General features: G+C 66.9%; 14 protein-coding genes. 7 read left to right on the top strand and 7 right to left on the bottom strand.

The genetic code is table 11. From position 1 onward, the window contains the following. Window positions 1-17: 17 nt before the first annotated feature. Window positions 18-1442 carry an FAD-binding oxidoreductase gene (locus ACFUEJ_RS20515; RefSeq protein ID WP_058250950.1) on the bottom strand — a complete coding sequence of 475 codons (1425 nt, stop codon included), beginning with the start codon at window positions 1440-1442 and terminating at the stop codon, window positions 18-20. Between the two features lie 178 nt (window positions 1443-1620). Here ACFUEJ_RS20515 and ACFUEJ_RS20510 point away from each other — a divergent pair, with 178 nt between their 5' ends. Continuing rightward, entirely contained in the window at window positions 1621-2529 is a 909-nt protein-coding gene (locus ACFUEJ_RS20510; protein WP_388031513.1) for a diiron oxygenase, read from the top strand. A gap of 28 nt (window positions 2530-2557) precedes the next feature. Here ACFUEJ_RS20510 and ACFUEJ_RS20505 read toward each other — a convergent pair whose 3' ends face one another. Continuing rightward, complete coding sequence (locus tag ACFUEJ_RS20505) at window positions 2558-3184, bottom strand: TetR/AcrR family transcriptional regulator (protein ID WP_388031510.1); 627 nt, start codon at window positions 3182-3184, stop codon at window positions 2558-2560. A gap of 217 nt (window positions 3185-3401) precedes the next feature. Between ACFUEJ_RS20505 and ACFUEJ_RS20500 the strand changes: the two genes are divergently transcribed. Together ACFUEJ_RS20500 and ACFUEJ_RS20495 are read left to right on the top strand one after the other, a co-directional pair. Continuing rightward, window positions 3402-3905: an arginase family protein gene (locus ACFUEJ_RS20500; protein ID WP_388031507.1), complete on the top strand. Its 504-nt coding sequence runs from the start codon at window positions 3402-3404 to the stop codon at window positions 3903-3905. After that, window positions 3866-4279: a hypothetical protein gene (locus ACFUEJ_RS20495; RefSeq protein WP_269553590.1), complete on the top strand. Its 414-nt coding sequence runs from the start codon at window positions 3866-3868 to the stop codon at window positions 4277-4279. The genes ACFUEJ_RS20500 and ACFUEJ_RS20495 overlap by 40 nt, the downstream gene beginning before the upstream one ends. Before the next feature lie 76 nt (window positions 4280-4355). Here the strand turns inward: ACFUEJ_RS20495 and ACFUEJ_RS20490 are convergent, their stop codons facing one another. Then, window positions 4356-4916 carry a peroxidase-related enzyme gene (locus tag ACFUEJ_RS20490; protein ID WP_388031504.1) on the bottom strand — a complete coding sequence of 187 codons (561 nt, stop codon included), beginning with the start codon at window positions 4914-4916 and terminating at the stop codon, window positions 4356-4358. A gap of 287 nt (window positions 4917-5203) precedes the next feature. On the opposite strand from ACFUEJ_RS20490, the gene ACFUEJ_RS20485 reads away from it, so the two are divergent. From ACFUEJ_RS20485 to ACFUEJ_RS20475, 3 genes are all read left to right on the top strand, one after another. After that, window positions 5204-5647, top strand: coding sequence for an MmpS family transport accessory protein (locus ACFUEJ_RS20485; RefSeq protein WP_388031502.1), 444 nt, complete (start codon window positions 5204-5206; stop codon window positions 5645-5647). Beyond that, window positions 5648-8626 carry an RND family transporter gene (locus ACFUEJ_RS20480; RefSeq protein WP_388031499.1) on the top strand — a complete coding sequence of 993 codons (2979 nt, stop codon included), beginning with the start codon at window positions 5648-5650 and terminating at the stop codon, window positions 8624-8626. Between the two features lie 77 nt (window positions 8627-8703). Beyond that, window positions 8704-9021, top strand: a complete 318-nt coding sequence (locus ACFUEJ_RS20475; protein WP_311277553.1) for a hypothetical protein — start codon at window positions 8704-8706, stop codon at window positions 9019-9021. Window positions 9022-9048: 27 nt separating this feature from the next. On the opposite strand, the gene ACFUEJ_RS20470 is transcribed toward ACFUEJ_RS20475, so the two are convergent. Beyond that, a complete protein-coding gene (locus ACFUEJ_RS20470; protein ID WP_388031496.1) occupies window positions 9049-10641 on the bottom strand; it encodes a phytoene desaturase family protein in 1593 nt (530 codons plus the stop codon). A gap of 61 nt (window positions 10642-10702) precedes the next feature. On the opposite strand from ACFUEJ_RS20470, the gene ACFUEJ_RS20465 reads away from it, so the two are divergent. Next, window positions 10703-11533, top strand: a complete 831-nt coding sequence (locus ACFUEJ_RS20465; RefSeq protein WP_159369843.1) for an aldo/keto reductase — start codon at window positions 10703-10705, stop codon at window positions 11531-11533. A gap of 49 nt (window positions 11534-11582) precedes the next feature. On the opposite strand, the gene ACFUEJ_RS20460 is transcribed toward ACFUEJ_RS20465, so the two are convergent. From ACFUEJ_RS20460 to ACFUEJ_RS20450, 3 genes are all read right to left on the bottom strand, one after another. Beyond that, entirely contained in the window at window positions 11583-12125 is a 543-nt protein-coding gene (locus ACFUEJ_RS20460; RefSeq protein ID WP_374100780.1) for a GtrA family protein, read from the bottom strand. A 75-nt stretch (window positions 12126-12200) separates the two neighbouring features. Then, window positions 12201-14834 (bottom strand): dipeptide ABC transporter ATP-binding protein, encoded by a 2634-nt coding sequence (locus ACFUEJ_RS20455; RefSeq protein WP_388031493.1) that lies wholly within the window; start codon window positions 14832-14834, stop codon window positions 12201-12203. Next, window positions 14831-15796, bottom strand: coding sequence for an ABC transporter permease (locus ACFUEJ_RS20450; protein ID WP_388031490.1), 966 nt, complete (start codon window positions 15794-15796; stop codon window positions 14831-14833). The genes ACFUEJ_RS20455 and ACFUEJ_RS20450 overlap by 4 nt, the downstream gene beginning before the upstream one ends.

Below are 15796 nucleotides of genomic sequence, written 5' to 3'. Positions count from 1 at the left end.
TCGAAAAGGGCAGTCGGTCAGGCGAGTTCGAGTCGCCGACCCATGTCCGACATGAACACCCGGTTGGGGTCGATGCGACGACGCGTCGCGATCCAGTCGCCGATCTCCGGGTACATGGCGTGGAAGTTCTCGGCCGAGGTGCGCGAGTCCTTGGCGGTGTAGAGGCGGCCGCCCATCGCCATGACGCGGCGGTCGAGCTCGTTGAGGAACTCGGCGAGGCCGGCCTTGACCGGGAAGTCGAGGCAGACGTTCCAGCCCTTGAACGGGAAGCTCAGCGGCGCCCGGTTGCCCTCGCCGAAGAGTTTGATGACGTTGAGGAAGCTGACATGGCCCGACGCCTGGATGTCCTCGATGAGCGCGGTGAACTCGCCCTCGTTGCCGGTCGGCACGATGAACTGGTACTGGCAGAAACCACCGCCGCGTCCGTAGGCGTTGTTCCAGTCACCGAACACGTCGAGCATGTGGTAGAACTGCGCGAGATTTTTGACCTTGCCCTCACTGGGCGGTCCGATCCGGTAGTACGCCTCGCCGACTGCGGAGAAGCTGAGCTTGTTCGCCAACCCGCGCGGGAAGATGTCGGGGAACCGGACGAGTGGCTTGTTGTTGAACGACAGCGGGTTGTCGCGGTACTTCTCCGGCAGTTCGTCGACGCGGGCGAGATTCCCCCGGGAGAACGTGCCGCGACCGAGCTTCGGCGGCGCGCTGATGGTGTCGAACCAGCCCGAGGCGTATTCGTATCCGTCCTCGAATCCGTCCTGGAGATGCAGGTCGAGGGTCTCTTGGAGCGAGCCGGTGCGCGCGGTGTCGGCGATGAAGTAGGCGCTTTCGGTGCGCTTCATCTGGATCTTGGCGCGCAACACGATGCCCGTCAGTCCGATGCCGCCGATGGTCGCCCAGAAGAGTTCGCCGTTCGGGTCGTCGGCCGAGCCGCCCGGGGTGAGGGTGAGGATGCGGCCGTCGGCGACGAGCAACTGCATCTCGACGACGTGGTTGCCGAAGCTGCCCTGGCTGTGGTGGTTCTTCCCGTGGATGTCGTGCGCGATCGCGCCGCCCACCGTCACCTGTCGGGTACCCGGGAGCACCGGGACCCACAAGCCGTGGGGGAGCGCCGCCTGCATGAGCGTGTCCAGGGAGACGCCGGCGTCGACGTCGACCGTGGCCGACTCGTCGTCGATCGCGTAAATCCTGGTCAGTGGCGTCATGTCGATCGTGAGGCCGCCACTGTTCTGGCCCGACTCGTTGTACGAGCGGCCCAGCCCGCGGGCGATGACGCCGCGCTTGAGGTAGTCCGGCTTGTCCGCGTTGTCGTCAGCCACGCGGGCCACCGCCTCGGCGATGACCTCTGGGTACGGCGTGGACAGGACGTGACCCTCGATCGGGGTGGTGCGAGACCAGCCCACCAGCTTGCGGGTCGTGATCGGCAGCAACTCTTCAGTAGACATCGCTAGAGAGATTACCTGGGCGGGGTTCACAGACCGACCGTCATGCCGGGGACGCGGAGTCGTACCCATGACCTCCAAGCGCTCGTCGATGCCATCGAGAAACGCACCATTGACTGATGGCACGATACGTGGTGGCATGCATCACAGACGTACTACCGCGCACGACGAGGAGCCCGGCATGGAAGCGCTCAGAGATGTGACCCGTTCCGACGACGGAATCGACGAGGTGTCGCAGCGCTTGCTGGCATCTGCCGCGCGGTTGTCGCGCAATCCGCTGACCGAGATCGACTGGGATGCGCCGCTCGAGAAGGACAAGTACGGCTGCAGCCCGGAGTGGTCGACTCTGTATGGAACGGCCTACTGGAATGAGATGACCGAGCAGCAGCGGATCGCCCTCACCCGGCACGAGACGGCGTCGATCATGAGCATCGGCATCTGGTTCGAGATGATGCTGCAGGAGATGGTGATCCGCGATCAGTACCTCGGCGACTACCATCGCCCGGAGTTCCAGTTCGCCCTGACCGAGGTCGCCGACGAGTGTCGGCACTCGCTCATGTTCGCCAAGACGTCGCACAAGCTGACCGGGACCAGCTACACGCCGCATCCGCGCCTGGGTCGCTTCGGCAAGTTGTTCATGCGGGTCGCGGGCAGCGAAGTCGCCTACGCCGGAATCCTTGCCGCCGAGGAAGTCCTGGACGTGCTGCAGCGTGGCTGCATGCGTGACGATCGGGTGCTGCCGCTCGTGCGCACCGTCAACGAGATCCACGTCTTCGAGGAATCTCGCCACATGCGTTTCGCGCGAGAGGAGGTGCGCCAGTCCATGGCGGACGCCAGTTGGATTCGGCGACAACTCAGTTCGGTGATCACCGCGATGGCCGTGTCCTACATCCTCGTCAGCCTCGTCCGCCCGAAGGCCTACGCCGACGCCGGTCTGGACCACCGTCGGGCGGTCGGAGAGATGCGCCGCAACCACCATTTCCAGTCAATGGTCCGCTCGGGTTGCGCGCACTTGATGGGCTTCCTCGACGAGGTGGGTCTGCTCACCCGGCCCGCGGCGCGGATCTACCGCAAGGTGCACATGCTCTGACGGGCCGATGCCGAACGTCCCCCGGCGATCACGAATCCTGGTGCGGGGGAGTGATGATCGCGGCGTTGACCAGCGAGAGCAGGTCTTCGATGCCGGTGCCGTCGGGCAATTGGTCGGCGAAGTCGGTCTCCAGTGCGGCCAGGCCGTGCGCCATGGCGAAGGTTGCGACGGCGATGAGTTTGCCGGGCACGCCGCCGCCCCAACCGTGGTCGGCGGCGTCGGAGACGGTGCGCGTGTGCAACTCCCATCCGCGCGCCCGTGCCGCGACCAGGTCGGGCGCCTTGTTGTCGACGAGTCGTGAGCCCATCATCAGCGTGACCGTGGCGCGGTTGTCACGCGCGAATCGGACGTAGACCTGCCCCAGCGTGGCGACGGCCTCGCCGAGCGGGGCGTCGTCCGGCAGTTGCTCGAGAGCACGCATGTGTTCGGTGTGGAGGTTGTCGAAACCGCGGACCGCGACCGCCGTGAACAACGCCCGACGATCGGCGAAATGGTGGGCCACCGACTGATGCGTGATACCCACCCGGCGGGCGATCGCACGCAGGCTCGCGTTCTCGGGTCCGGCCTCGTCGAGTTCGGCGACAGCCGCGACGAGCAGAGCTTCTCGGACCTCGGGCGCGGTCCGGCGTCGGATCGGGCAAGCCGGCTTCTGCATGCTCGCGATTATGGATCACGGCGTTCGTGACGTGGCCCGACCTCGCCCTCATGTGCGAGCTGGGCGGCGGGTCGGCCAGGACGTCGGCTTCGGATCTTCATGGTCTGCATTCCGATCTGGGCGGCCAACAGGCGATTGGTTCTGCGACGATGGGTGCCATGGAGCCAGCTCACGCCAGCTCAGTCGACGGCACTCGATGAGAACGACGGTGCTGGGTGTGCCCAGTAGTGCCGGCGCCTACTGCGTGGGTGTAGAACGAGCGCCCGGCGCGTTGCGAGCTGCCGGCCTCGTCGAACAGCTGCGGGCGTCAGGCACGGACGTCGTCGATGCCGGCGATCTGACGACACGGCTGTGGTTTCCCGACCGTGAGCGACCGTTCGCGCAGAACCTCGGCGAAGAGGCGGATGCACTCGTCGAGCTTTCCACCGCTGCGGCGAGCCTGCTCGCAGCGGAGCAACGTCTGCTCGTGCTCGGCGGAAGTTGCACAGTCGCCGTCGGACTCTGTGACGCGATGGCACGTGCCGGAGAACGGCCCAGGCTCGTCTACATCGACCGGCATCTGGATCTCAACACCCCCCGCTCGACGACGGAGGGCTCACTGAGCTGGATGGGGATGGCACACGCGCTGGGTCTCGAGGGGGCCGCGCCGGAGTTGGTCGATCTGATGTACCGCACACCGTTGTGCAGCCGTCGGAGCTGGTCTACCTCGGCGTTGATCTGAGTCGAGAAACAACTGATTGGGAACGCGGACAGGCTGCAGAACACAGAATCGCGGTCGTCGATCAGACCGCGCTCTGCGACGACCCCCGAGGTGCGGCCGCCGACGCCCGCCGGATTCTGGCGTCCGGACCGTTCCTGGTGCATCTCGATGTCGACGTACTCGACTTTCTGGACGCGCCGATCGCCGAGAACGTGAACGGCCGAAACAGCGGGCCGACCATCGCGATACTCGGACAGGCACTCGGCGCGCTGCTACAAGATCCCGACTGCTGGGGGTTGTCGATCGGGCAGCTCGACCCGGCGCATGCGTCGGCAGATCGAACCGCGATACCCAGGCTCGTGTCGGTGCTCGTCTCGGCACTGAGCTCCACCTAGCCCCGTGTGGTGACACCCGCTCACTTGCGTCTGTACCGGCTCGATCCGCGGTGAGCTGATCCGGCCGTGTCCCGAGTCACCGACCCATGGAATAGAACTCGTGATTGGGTGCCACCGCCGTCAGGTGTGCGAGTCGGTTCGACGCGGCGAAGAACGCAGTGATCGCCCCGACGTCCCAGATCTCGTAATCGGTGAGCCCCGCTTGCCGGGCGCGAGCCATGTCGCTGTCCGCGAACAGTTCTGGGGTCCTGGTCAGGGCGAGAGTGAGATCGACGATCGCGCGCTGACGCTCATCCAGGACCGCTCCGGCAGGGTTGGTTGCCACGTGATCGGAGAGGTGTGGATCCTTGGATCGCACGCGCAGGATGGCGCCGTGGGCGACGACGCAGTAGATGCATCTGTTCGCTCCGGACGAGGCGACGACGACCAACTCGCGTTCGGCTTTCGACAGCGGGCCCGGTTCCTCCATCAGGACGTCGTGATAGTCGAGGAACGCTCGTAGCTCGTTCGGGCGATGCCCCAGCGCGCGAAAGATGTTGGGGACGAAACCGGACTTCTCCGCGATGGGTTGGATGCGATCGCGAAGGTCATCCGGCAGGTCGGCGAGTTCGGTCAAGGGGAATCGGCTCGTGGTCATGGCAAGGCCTTCCGTCACAGGGGCGCACCCTGCTCGCTTCGCGAGGAGCCCATGGTCGCGCCTTGCGACGTGACTCACCACCCCCGGAAGAAGGGGTCACGGCCATCACGCATGGAGTTCATGGCGGAGGTCTGCGTCGGATGGCTTCGAAGCAAGACGCGGGCGTTCGGTGGACCTTGCCAACGTGCGATGTCACATATAGAGTCCCTGCCACTGGCAGGCAGAACGCGGCTCGGCAGGCATAAGGCCAGGTCGAGCCGCGGATGCCTGATGTCGATGGGGGTCCGATGAAGAAGTCCGTTGCGTATGCAGGCTCGTGGTGGATCGTGTGGGTGTTCATCGCGGTGATGTCCGTGTCGGCGTTCTACGTCGGCAAGCTGCGCCTGAGTGAGATCCCCGACCGGGCGATCGGCCACTCGCCGGCGGCGCCTGAGGCGGGCGTCGTGCGCGACAAGTCGATCGAGTACGTGGTGACCGGCCCGGCGGGCTCGTCAGCGCGGGTGTCCTACATCGAGCCCGGGGGACGGGTCGTCGACGACAAGGTCTCCGTTCCGTGGCGGATGGTGCTCCGTACGCGCGAACTGACGACGTCCATCGGTGTGCTCACTCAATCGTCAGGTCGCGGCGCGGTGTCATGCGCGGTGCGGGTCAACGGGTTCGAGCGAGTAAGGCAGACCGGCTCGGGCGCCGACGGCAGCACGGCCGCCAACTGTCTGGTCCCGGTGGCGTAGATGAGCACCGACGAAGGGGAGCGGCAGATGACCACCAGACGCGAGCGGTTCGCTCGACTCCTACAGGGACTCTCTGCCGAGATCCGGCGGCCCGTACGCCGCGAGGTGCTGCGCGACAGGGCATCGTCGAGACCGCGGTTCGCACGCTTTCTGTACGCCTGTTCGCTGCCGGTCATAGTCATCTGGTGGCTCATCGCCGGCAGTCTCAACATCGTTGTGCCCCAGCTGGAATCGACGGTCACCGAACATGCGCAGTCTTTCCTGCCCGACGAGGCGTCGTCGGTGCAGGCGCTGGTCAAGATGGGCGAGTACTTCGGCGGCGGGGGCAGCAACAACTTCGTCTACGTACTCATGGAGGGTGACGAACCGCTGGGGCCCGACGCCCGCACCTACTACAACGACCTGCTGGCTGCGCTGACCGCGGACACCGAACACGTCAATTCCGCGATGGACCTGTGGTCGAATCCCGATCTCGCTCCGGCTGCACAGAGTTCCGACGGTCACGTTGCCTACGTCCTGGTGAATCTCGCCGGGAACATGGGCACCGCGCTGGCCATGGAGTCGACCCAGTCCGCGCGGGACACGGTCGCCGCGTCGACACCGCCACCCGGTATCGCCGTGCACGTCACCGGGCCGTCGGCGGTCGTCAACGACGAGATGGTCGCGATCAACGACTCCATCATCCTGCTGGTGTCGGTGTGCGCGTTGCTGGTCGGTGCCGTGCTGCTGCTGGTCTACCGGTCCGTCGTCACCGCGATGGTGCCACTGCTCGGGGTGGGGCTGGCGTTGGCCGTGGCCCGCGCAACGATCTCCTTCCTGGCCGGGAACGAGGTCATCAAGGTCTCGATCTTCGCCGCGGCGCTGTCTGCGGTGATCGTCCTGGGCGCGGGCACCAACTACGGGATCTTCCTGGTGGGCCGATATCAGGAGGCGCGCCGAAAGGGTCGCGACCGAGAAGACGCCTACTACGACGCGCTGGCCGGCGTCCAGCACATCGTCATCGCCTCGGCGCTGACCGTCGCGGGTGCGATGGCCTGCCTGGCCGCAACCCGGCTCGCGATGTTCAGCACGTCGGGATTGCCCTGCACCATAGCCATTCTCATCACCCTCGCGGCTGCACTCACCCTCGGCCCCGCGGTCCTGGCCCTCGCCACCAGGCTCGAGTTCGTGGAGCCGCGCGAGTCGGCGTCGCCACGACGCTGGCGCCGGATCGGGACCACGGTCGCCCGCTGGCCGGGCCCGGTACTCGCTGCCGCACTCGCGGTGCTCGCGGTCATGATCATCCCGCTCGCCATGTACGCGCCGAGCTACAACGAACGTCGCGCCCAACCGGGGGACTCACCGGCGAACGTGGGATTCGCTGCGGCAGACAGGCACCTGCCGCCCAACATCATGGCGCCGAGCGTGCTCATCGTCGAGTCCGACCATGACATGCGCAATGCGGCGGATCTGGTCGCTCTCGCGCAGATGACCGACGCCGTCGCCTCGATCGACGGTGTGAACGCGGTCCAAGGGATCACCCGCCCCCTCGGGCAGACGCTCGACCAAGGAACTCTCACGTCGCAGGCCGGGTACATCGGTAACCGATTCGGTCAGATGACATCGCTTCTGCGCGACCGCATCTCCGATCTCGACGCAATCGGTGCAACGGTCGATCGCCTGGACACCGCCATCGACGGCCTCGACACCGCGCTGCGGCAAGGGGCGGCCGGCGCGGGATCCTTGTCCGATGCCACTGCGCAATTGCAACGAACGAGCGAGTCGACACTCACCAAGGTCGACGAACTGTCGGCGGGGATCGCGCCGGTGCGTGGACTCGTCGAATCGGTCCCGCAGTGCCGGGGTGTCGACGCGTGCCGTACCGCGCTCACCGGACTGTCGGTGCTCGACGACGTTCCCACACTGCGTGATTCCGTGCGGGAACTGGCGAGCGGCACTCGTTCCCTGGGCGATGCGCTGCCCACCGCCGCCGCGCAGATCCCGACGCTGCGCGCCACGGTCACCGACATTCGCGAGCTGATCGGGCCGTTGCGCACGACGCTGGGTGCGCTGCTCCCGCAGGTCGGCGAGATCACCGACTTCCTCGACGAGGTCAGCGGGGCGTACTCGGCGGGCAGTCCCGGGGCCGGCGGGTTCTTCCTGCCCAGCCAGGCGCTGGAGAGTCCGCTCTTCCAGAGCGGCATCCCGTACTACTTCTCCGACGACGGCAAGGCGACGCGGATGATCGTCACCCCGCAGCGCGAGGGTTTCAGCCGCGACGCGATGGACGTGAGCGCGGAGGTGATCCCGACTTCACTCGCGGCGATCAAGAACACCTCGCTCGCGGGATCGACCGTCAGCATCGGCGGGCCGGGCGGCACGCTCCTCAACATCGAGTCGTTCGCGCACGAGGATTTCATCGCGATCGTCGTCGCCGCCTTCGCCTTCGTGTTCTGCGTCGTCCTGTTCCTGCTGCGCAGTCTGGTCGCGGCACTCGCCGTGATCGGGACCGTCGGGCTTTCCTACCTGTCCGCGATGGGGGTATCGGTGTTCCTGTGGCAGGGTCTCATCGGCAATCCGCTCCACTGGTCGGTCGCGCCCATCGCGTTCACCTTTCTGGTCGCCGTGGGTGCCGACTACAACATGTTGCTGGTCAGCCGTTTTCGTGAGGAGTACGGCGCGGGCGGTGGAACCGGTCTGATCCGCGCGATGGTCGGCACGGGCAGCGTGGTCACCCAGGCCGGACTCACCTTCGGGATCACGATGCTGGCCATGCTCGCCAGCTACGCACACAACGTCGCACAGATCGGCACGACCGTGGCGATCGGACTGCTGATCGACACCCTTCTCGTCCGCACGCTGGTGATGCCGGCTATCGCGCGACTGTCCGGTCGCTGGTTCTGGTGGCCGACGCCGTTCGTGTCGCTACCTGCGCGAGTGGCGGATCGGGCTACGGCGACCATCGCCGACGACCGCCCCCTCGCCGAGGTGCGCGCGTAGGGCCCCGTCGACGGGTTTGACGTCAGGCTCCGACGGGCACGCGGATATCTCACGACCCGACGACAGGAGCGCGGCAGATGAGTCACAAGCCACCCAAGGACGTCCAGGAGGCTGCCCAGCGCGCGGTGCGATGGATCGACGACGGCAAGGCGGGTAAGGGGTTCACCGACACCGGCCGCCACCGGGCCCACCAGTTGGCCGACGGCAAGGACGTCGACGACGACCAGATCAAGAATATGCGCAACTACTTCTCTCGCCACGAGGTGGACAAGAACGCGACCGGGTTCAACAACGGCGAGGACGGCTTCCCGTCAGCGGGACGCGTGGCCTGGGATGCGTGGGGCGGCGACCCGGGACGCCGGTGGGCGAATGCGCAGAAGATCGAGGGTGACTGACCGGGCGTGGAGGTCCGGCCGTGATGTCTAACGAGGCGACTCGAGCGCATCCGCACCCAGCACTGCCGCAGCGGCGTTACGGCCCGGGATACCGCTGACCCCGCCGCCGCGACGAGCGCCCGCGCCGCACAACAGAAGTCGCGGATGCGGGGTCTCCACGCCCCACTGGCCGACTTCCGACACGGTCTCGGCCCACGGCCATTGCAACGGCCGGTGGAAGATGTGCCCGCCGGGCAGTCCGACGGCGTCCTCGAGGTCCTGCGGGGTCTTCGCCTCGATGCACGGCCGGCCGTTGGCATCGTGCGCGATCACCGCCTGGATCGGTTCCCCCAACACCGAATTCAACGAGGCGAAGGTCGCGCCGACGGCGTGTTCGACGGCGCCGGGTTCGTCGAACACGTCTGCTGGCATGTGCAGCCCGAAGAGCGTCAGCGTGTGTTTGCCCGCGAGCTCCGGGCCCAGGATCGACGGGTCGGTGAGCGTGTGGCAGTAGATCTCGCACGGCGGGACCTCCGGCACCTCACCACGATTCGCTTGCCGCCACGCGTCGTGCAGCTGGGTGGCGGTCTGGTTGATGTGGAAGGTCCCGGCGAATGCCGACGCCGGCGGGGTCGACCCGTCGCGGAGTCGCGGCAACCGGTCGAGCAGCAGGTTGATCTTGAGTTGCGACCCGCGGGCGTCCGGCTCGCAGGGGATCGGCGTCCCGTCGAGGAACGTGTTGAACACCTGCGGCGCGCACGCGGCATAGAGCATCGAACCGCGGAAGGTGCCGCTCGTCGTCTCGACGGTCCCGTCGCCGGGATCGACGCCGGTGATCTCGACGCCCGTTCTGATCTCGGCTCCCGCCGAGGTCGCCGCCTGGTAGAGCGCACCCGACACCGCGCCCATCCCGCCGACCGGGACGTCCCAGTCGCCGGTTCCGCCGCCGATCACGTGGTACAGGAAGCAGATGTTCTGGCGCAGGGACGGATCGTCGAGGTCGGCGAAGGTGCCGATGAGTCCGTCGGTGGCGGCGATCCCGCGGATCAGGTCGTCGTCGAAGTACTGACGGAGCAGCGTGCCCAGCGGCAGCGTGGTGAGCGCCTCCCACAGTTCGGCGGTCGACGTGTCGGTGGTGGACTTGTCTGGGCCGACGACGATGTCGTGCATGTCGGCGGCGGTCCGCAACGGCTGGGTCATGGTCGGGAAGACGCGGTCGGCGACCACGCCGAGCCGACGGTAGAACGACTGCCACGCGGTGAAACCGAGGTCGGAGCCGGTCACCCGCCGGAACGACGCGGCCGTCGCATCGTCATCGAGGTTGTCGACGAGGATGCCGCGCGCCGGATCCGACGGCAGGGGCGTGTACGACGAATAGCGCCGTCGGATGAGTGTGACGTCGAGGTCGAGGTCGGTGATGATCTGGCTCGGCATCAGCGAGACCAGGTACGAGTACCGCGACAACCGCGCGGAGAGACCGGCGAACGGCGTCGCCGACACCGTGGCGCCGCCGACGTGGTCGGCCTTCTCGAGGACGAGCACACGCCGGCCGGCACGAGCGAGGTAGGCCGCAGCGGTCAGGCCGTTGTGTCCCGCGCCCACCACGATGTCGTCGTACGACGCGTCGTCTCCGGTGCTCATCGGTCAAGCGTTCCAGATCGACCGGCGGCGCAGGATGCGGTTGTCGACATATCCTGATGCGGTGGACATCCCCTCGGTCGAGCTCAGCAACGGCACCTCGATCCCCCTGGTGGGGCTCGGCACCTACAACATGCTCGGCCGGCCGGCTGTCAGCGCCGTCAGCTCGGCGATCAAGTCCGGATACCGCCTCCTCGACACCGCGCCCCGGTACAGCAATGAGCTGAGTGTCGGGATGGGGCTGCACGGCACCGGCGTCCCGCGCGAGGAGATCGTCGTGCAGACCAAGCTGAGCGGCGGCGACCAGGGTTTCGACGAGGCGATCAACGCCGCCAAGGAGAGCGCCCGCAGGCTCGGTGTCGCGCATATCGACGTCTACCTCATCCACTGGCCGTGCCCGAGCCTGGGCCGCACCGTCGACTCCTGGAAAGCGTTGCTCACGCTCGCCGACGAGGGATACGTCCGCACACCCGGCGTCTCGAACTTCAAACAGCACCACCTGCAGATGCTCTTCGACGAGACGGGACGCTGGCCGGTTCTGAATCAAATCCAGTGCTCTCCCTCACTGCCACGGACCGAATTGCGGGAGTTCATGTCCGACAAGGGTATTCATGCTCAGGCGTGGCATCCGACCGGCCGCAAGGAAGGCCTGCTCGCCGACCCGGTCATCCTCCGGATCGCGCGCAAGTACGGCAAGTCGCCGACGCAGATCGCGTTGCGCTGGTCGGTGCAGAACGGCATCAGCGTCGTCCCGAAGTCGTCGCACACCGGCCGTCAGGTGGAGAACGCCGACCTGTTCGACTTCGCTCTCGACCCCGCCGACCTGGCCGAACTCGCCACCCTCGACCGCGGTGAGCGCGCCGCCCGTGACTCCGACGTCGACGAGGAGTTCTGACCCTGCCCGTCGACTGGGCGTCCGCTTTCGTTGACCGTGCGTTCTCGGGTCAGCGGATCTTGAAGATGACCATCCGCTGGACGACGAAGTTGATGACCGTCGCCGTGCCTTGGGCGACGACGTACGCCGCGAAGCTGTACACCAGCGTCTCCTGCCAGGCATGCGAGAGAAGCGTGTAGATGCCGACGTTGACGAAGTAGGTCACCACGTAGAGCGCGACCACCGACACGAACCGCGCCATGCTCGGTTCGGCTCGGAACGTCCATCGACGGTTCAGCAGGTACGCGACGGTGGTGCCGAGGATGAATCCCGCGGATTTCGCGGGCCAGAACGGGACGTCCAGACCGTATTGCAGGAGGATCGTCAGCCCGAAGTCCAGCAGCCCGGAGAACCCGCCGGTGATGACGAAGCGCACCAGCTGGGTCTTCAGGCCGACATTCGTCGACGCCTCTTCGTCGTCGAGGGGCAGCTCGATCGGCATCGGTGCATGGCGTGTGGCGAAGTCCTCGTGGCTCGGTTCGTCGTCATCGCGAACGGGGCCGTCGGGCCCGACGGCGTTCTCGAGGTGGTCACCAGGGTCGGGTCGAGACACGCTGACACCCTAGCCGACGACGCCCTGGCAACCGTGCCGACGGGCGTGGCGGGGTTGCGACGCACAGTCGACGGGTCAGGCCCGCTGCGGGACCTCCGGCGGGATGGCCGCGAGCAACGCGCGGGTGTAGTCGGTCGCGGGGTCGTGGAGGATGGTCGACGCCGGTCCACTCTCCACGACCTTCCCGTCCTGCATCACCGCGACGGTGTCGCTGATCTGTTCGACGACGGCCAGGTCGTGCGCGATGAACAGATAGGTCAGCCCCTTCTGACGCTGGAGCTCGGCGAGCAGGTCGAGGACGCTGGCCTGCACCGACACGTCGAGCGATGCCGTCGATTCGTCCAGGATCAGGACCTCCGGGTCGGACGCCAGCGCGCGGGCGATGCTCACCCGCTGCCGCTGGCCGCCGGACATCTCGTGCGGATAGCGGTCGAGGAACGACGTGTCGAGGCTGACGTCGGCGAGCAACTCTTCGGCACGACTCCGCGTGCCGTCCCGGCCGTCGGTGAGGCCGTGCGTCCGCAGCGGTTCGGCGATCGACGCCGCTACCGTCATCCGCGGATCGAGCGAGGCGGCCGGGTCCTGGAACACCATGGCGACGCGGCGTCGGAGCAGGGCCTCGTCGGCACCGCGCGCCCCGATGGCCTCGACCCTCCGGCCGTCGAGGGTGACGGTCACGCTGCCCCGCACCGTCGTGCCCTGGGCGGACGTGATGAGGCCGGTGATCACGCCGGCCACGGTCGATTTCCCCGATCCCGATTCGCCGACGATCCCGAGCGTCCGGCCACGAGCGACCTGCAGGTCGACCCCGTCGGCGGCGTGCACCACCCGGCGCCCCGACGGGCCGCGGACCACATAGTCGACGCCCAGCCCCGTGACGCGGAGCAGTGGGTCGGCGTCGGTTCGCTTCTGAAGAGGCGACGCGCCATCACGTTCGGTGACCTTGCTCAACAGCGGACGTGAGTCCAGCAGTGTGCGGCTGTACTCGTCCTGCGGGTCGTCGAACAGCGTTGTGACGTCATTGCTCTCGACGATCCGGCCGGATCGCAGCACCATCACCCGGTCGGCGATCCGCCCGATGACGCCGAGGTCGTGGCTGATCCAGACCACCGCCATACCGCGCTCGCGCTGTAGTTTCGCGACGAGGTCGATGATCTGTGCCTGCGTGGTCACGTCGAGTGCGGTGGTGGCCTCGTCGGCGATGAGGAGTTCCGGATCGCAGGCCAACGCGATCGCGATCATGACGCGCTGCCGTTGGCCGCCGGACAACCGATGCGGGTATGCGCGCAAACGGCTTTCGGGGTCGGGCAGGTTCACGTCGCGCAGCAGGGTAAGGGCCCGTTCGCGCGCCTCGCCCCGCGAGAGGCCGAGATGCCGGCGCGGACCCTCGGTCAGTTGTTGTTCGACGGTGAGCAGGGGATTGAGGCTCGACGACGGGTCCTGGAAAACGAAGCCGACTCGCGAACCGTGGAGGGCCCGGAGTTTCGCCGGTGTGGCGCCGACTATTTCGGTGTCACCGAGGCGGGCCGACCCGCGGACGTACGCGCTGGGCGCGTCGAAGAGCCCGGTCGCCGACAACACGCTCAGTGACTTGCCCGAACCGCTCTCCCCGACGATCCCGAGCGTCTCACCCGGCGCGACCGAGAAACTGATGCCGTGCACGATCTCTCGCGGACCGACACCGACGACGAGGTCCTTTACGCGCAGCACCGATCCGTCGGAGTCGACGTGTTTCGAGGTCGACGGTGTGGTCACCGTCGGCGACTTGCGTTCGTACCCGCGGTTGCGCAGCAGCGTGCGCTGGCGCGGGTCGAGCACATCGCGTACGCCGTCGCCGACGAGGTTAAATGCGAAGACCGTCAAGAGGATCGCCAGACCGGGGAACACGCCCATCCACCAGGCGGTGGTGATGAACCCCTGTGCGTCGAAGAGCATCCGGCCCCACGACGGGTCCGGCGGCTGGACGCCGAGACCGAGGAACGACAGCGCCGCCTCCGACAGGATCGCGAACGCGAGCGAGATGGAGGTCTGGACGATGACCGGACCCGAGATGTTGGGCAGCACATGCCGCATGAGGATGGCCGATGTCCCCACACCCATCGTGCGTGACGCCTGGACGTACTGGGTCTGTCGCACACGCAGGGTGTCGGCGCGCGCCACCCGGGCGAAGATCGGTATGTAGACGACGCCGATCGCGATCATCGCCGAGGTGACTCCCGGTCCCAGGATGGCGACGATGGCCAGCGCGAGTAGCAGTACCGGGAAAGAGAAGACCACATCGACGATCCGCATGAGCGCGGTGTCGAGGACGCCACCGGCGAAACCGGCGACCATACCGAGGATCACGCCGACGGTGAGGGAGATCGCCACTGCGATGACCGCCACGCGCATGCTCACCGACGCGGCGAGCACCACCCGGGAGAAGACGTCGCGACCCAGGTCGTCGGTCCCGAAGAGATGGGACCAACTGGGTGCCTGCAGCGCATTCGGGACGTCGATCTCGTTGGCGCCGTATGGAGCGATGAGCGGACCGAACACCGCGCACACGAGGACGACTGCGATGATGATCAGCCCGATCACCGAGGTGCGGTTGCGTAGCAGCAATCGCCAGGCCGAATCGGTCGACGTTCCGCTGTTGAGCTCGGTGCCGGCCGGTTCGTCGTCGACTCCGGTACCGGGCTCCGGCGGGTCGGGTGAGGTGAGGGTCATGACAGTCGAATCCTGGGATCGATGACGGCGTAGAGGATGTCGACGACGAGGTTGACGACCAGGAAGATCACCGCGATGAGCAGGATCGCACCCTGGAGAACCGGGTAGTCGCGCGCGGCGACCGAGTCGTAGACCAGCAGACCCAGTCCGGGCCAGGCGAACACGACCTCCACGACGATGACACCACCGAGCAGACCTGCGAACTGGATACCGGAGATGGTCAGCACGGGTACGAGCGCGTTGCGTCCGACGTGATCGAGGAGAACACGCTTGGTGCTCAGCCCTTTCGATTCGGCCGTCGTCACGAACGGTGCGTTCACCACGTCGAGCACCGACGAGCGCACGTACCGCGTCATGATCGCCCCCGTCACGACCCCGACCGTGATCGCCGGCAGCACGAGGTGTTCGAGCCAACCGAGTGGGTCGTCGGCGAAGGGCTGGTACCCGGCCGACGGTAACCAGCCGAGCGCGGTGGAGAAGAGACCGATCAGCAGGATGCCCATCCAGAAGTCGGGCACGGAGATCCCGAACTGGCTCACCACGCGAATGACGTTGTCGGCCAACCGACCTTCCCGCAGCGCGGCCCAGAAACCGAGTGGCACGGCGATGAGCAACGCGACGACGATCGCCGCGGTCGCGAGTGTGATCGTGGCGGGAAGCCGATCGAAGAGCATCGTCGTGACCGGTTCGCTGTTGCGGAAGCTGACACCCAGGTCACCGGTGAAGGCACTGCCGACATAGTTCACCAGCTGTGCTGCCAGCGGCTGGTCGAGTCCGGAGGCGCTGCGCAGCGCCTCATACGATTCCGGGGTGTAGCGGGTGCCGAGCGCGATGCGGACGGGATCACCGGGCACGACCTGCATCAGGAAGAACACCGCGACGATCACGCCGAGCAACACCGCGACCGTGTAGAGCAGCCGCACGATGATGAAGCGCGCCAGCGGCGAGTGCAACGCGGTCAT

It is taken from the genome of Gordonia sp. NPDC057258, assembly GCF_042668985.1.
GTDB lineage: Bacteria > Actinomycetota > Actinomycetes > Mycobacteriales > Mycobacteriaceae > Gordonia > Gordonia hongkongensis.
The sequence above is the reverse complement of the archived record's forward strand: the minus strand, read 5'-3'. Positions and strand labels throughout refer to the sequence as shown.

Bases quoted from the DNA above. Each gene is read 5' to 3' on its own strand.
- ACFUEJ_RS20515 (WP_058250950.1), bottom strand. From the start codon at position 1,442: ATGTCTACTGAAGAGTTGCTGCCGATCACGACCCGCAAGCTGGTGGGC.
- ACFUEJ_RS20510 (WP_388031513.1), top strand. From the start codon at position 1,621: ATGGAAGCGCTCAGAGATGTGACCCGTTCCGACGACGGAATCGACGAG.
- ACFUEJ_RS20505 (WP_388031510.1), bottom strand. From the start codon at position 3,184: ATGCAGAAGCCGGCTTGCCCGATCCGACGCCGGACCGCGCCCGAGGTC.
- ACFUEJ_RS20490 (WP_388031504.1), bottom strand. From the start codon at position 4,916: ATGACCACGAGCCGATTCCCCTTGACCGAACTCGCCGACCTGCCGGAT.
- ACFUEJ_RS20485 (WP_388031502.1), top strand. From the start codon at position 5,204: ATGAAGAAGTCCGTTGCGTATGCAGGCTCGTGGTGGATCGTGTGGGTG.
- ACFUEJ_RS20480 (WP_388031499.1), top strand. From the start codon at position 5,648: ATGAGCACCGACGAAGGGGAGCGGCAGATGACCACCAGACGCGAGCGG.
- ACFUEJ_RS20475 (WP_311277553.1), top strand. From the start codon at position 8,704: ATGAGTCACAAGCCACCCAAGGACGTCCAGGAGGCTGCCCAGCGCGCG.
- ACFUEJ_RS20470 (WP_388031496.1), bottom strand. From the start codon at position 10,641: ATGAGCACCGGAGACGACGCGTCGTACGACGACATCGTGGTGGGCGCG.
- ACFUEJ_RS20455 (WP_388031493.1), bottom strand. From the start codon at position 14,834: ATGACCCTCACCTCACCCGACCCGCCGGAGCCCGGTACCGGAGTCGAC.
- ACFUEJ_RS20450 (WP_388031490.1), bottom strand. From the start codon at position 15,796: ATGACCGCGTTGCACTCGCCGCTGGCGCGCTTCATCATCGTGCGGCTG.